The sequence below is a fragment of the Dethiosulfatibacter sp. genome (assembly GCF_983023055.1).
On the sequence record NZ_CEZJXU010000453.1, the window covers coordinates 1 to 2,033 of the forward strand.

Consider the following 2,033-nt stretch of genomic DNA (forward strand, 5'->3'; position numbering starts at 1 on the left):
TATATTATATTTGGGAAGTTCCTTCAAGTAGGCACTTTTTTGTAAGTCAACTTAGCTTTTCGTCAATTCACTAAAAAAAACACTTCTACATAGACAATAAAATAGACCCTATAAAACAGGATCGGTTAGTTTTAAGAGAAAGGTCTCTTTTTTCAACTGTCTATCTTACAGTGTCCATTTTATTATATCTATAAGAAAAATCTCAAAAATCAAAGACAGAGGAAACTTTTATCCTCTGTCTTTTAACTTAATCTATTATATTAACATCCATAATATCACTGGAGCCCTGAACGAATGCAAAGCATTCAGTACTCAGATTTCTCAGATGGACTTTTTTTCCAACATTTTTAAACTTTTCAGTCACATTGTTTATAGCCTCGATTGCCGAATGGTCAAATATTCTTGCATGATTGAAATCTATAATTACATCCTTTGCGTCAACTGTCGTATCAACAGAATCAATAAAGGTTCTTACAGACCCGAAAAATAAAGCTCCTCTAAGAGAATAAACTTTTGAATCTCCTTCCATTGCCTTGAATATATCTATCCTTTTTCCCTTTTCCCATGAAAACACAAGTGATGCTACAATAACACCTGCTATAACCGCTATTGCCAAATCATATATGACAGTTAAAGAAGAAACAAGAACAATGATAATCAGATCGCTTTTAGGTATACTTTTAGCTATCCTGAAGCTTGTCCACTCAAAAGTTGAAATAGCCACTACAAACATAACTCCTACAAGTACCGCTATTGGAATTATTTCTATTAATGCTGAACCAAAAAGTATGAATCCCAAAAGAAATAATGCCGCTGAAATTCCAGAAAGTCTTTCCTTTGCACCAGACTCCACATTTATCATGCTTTGTCCTATCATTGCACAGCCACCCATTCCTCCAAAGAAACCTGTTACAAGATTTGCCAATCCCTGTCCTAAACATTCTCTGTTGCCGCTTCCCTTGTTTTCTATTATTTCATCAACAAGAGTAAGTGTCATAAGTGATTCTATAAGACCTATAATGGCAAATATTATTGAATGTGGAAGAATAATTTTCAATGTTTCCATATTTAGTGGAACCATTGGTAGTCTGAATTTTGGTAATCCACCGCCTACAGAAGCAATATCTCCAACAGATTTTGTTTCGATTCCAAGTACTCCTACCATTACTGTGACTGTAATAATAGCCAACAAAGGTGCCGGTATACCTTTTACAAACTTTGACCCTATATATATTACAGCTACAGTCAATGCTACCAATCCTGCCATTGTCCACAAACTATTTCCAGTCATCCACACTAGCATTCCATTTGTATTTTCAACCTTAAAGTTATCGAGTTGTGCAAGAAAAATCACAATTGCCAACCCATTTACAAAACCAAGCATTACAGAATGAGGTATCATCCTCACCAATTGTCCCAGTTTAAGCAACCCTATAATAATTTGAATAATTCCCATCAGCACAACTGCTGCAAATAAATATTCAACTCCATATTGGGAAACAAGATGAATCATAACTACTGCAAGTCCTCCTGTGGCACCTGAAATCATTCCAGGTCTTCCTCCGAATATGGATGTTATTAATCCTACTATAAAAGCTGCATAGAGGCCCACTAAAGGATCCACTCCTGCCACAAAGGCAAAAGCTATTGCTTCAGGTACAAGAGCAAGGGCCACCGTAAGTCCAGCTAAAATTTCAATTTTCATTTTGATAAAGTTCCATGTGTTACTTTTTATTTTTTTTGTTGTCATTAATTCTCCTTAAACATTAATCTCAGGCATTCACAAAATGCCTCAGATCCATAACTGGATTCTATTTAGTTTTAAACCAGAATTGTTATATTAACACAGAACAACCTTAAAGTCTACATTTTTCGGCCATTTTTCAACCATTTCAGTTTATTTGCACAGGATAACCTTTTCATGCGTTGGACTATACTATCAGGATTATTCCAGAGTTTTCATATCACAACTTCTGCTAAACAATCAAACCCATATCCTCTCATTTAGTTACTACTAAATTTATTAAATAAAT

Annotated in this window: 1 protein-coding gene; it reads right to left on the bottom strand. The window is 34.7% G+C overall.

Features of this window, described 5'->3' with window-relative positions; genetic code table 11:
- Window positions 1-247: 247 nt before the first annotated feature.
- Window positions 248-1,750 carry a SulP family inorganic anion transporter gene (locus AC3AX0_RS12320; protein ID WP_487550575.1) on the bottom strand — a complete coding sequence of 501 codons (1,503 nt, stop codon included), beginning with the start codon at window positions 1,748-1,750 and terminating at the stop codon, window positions 248-250.
- Window positions 1,751-2,033 lie beyond the last annotated feature (283 nt).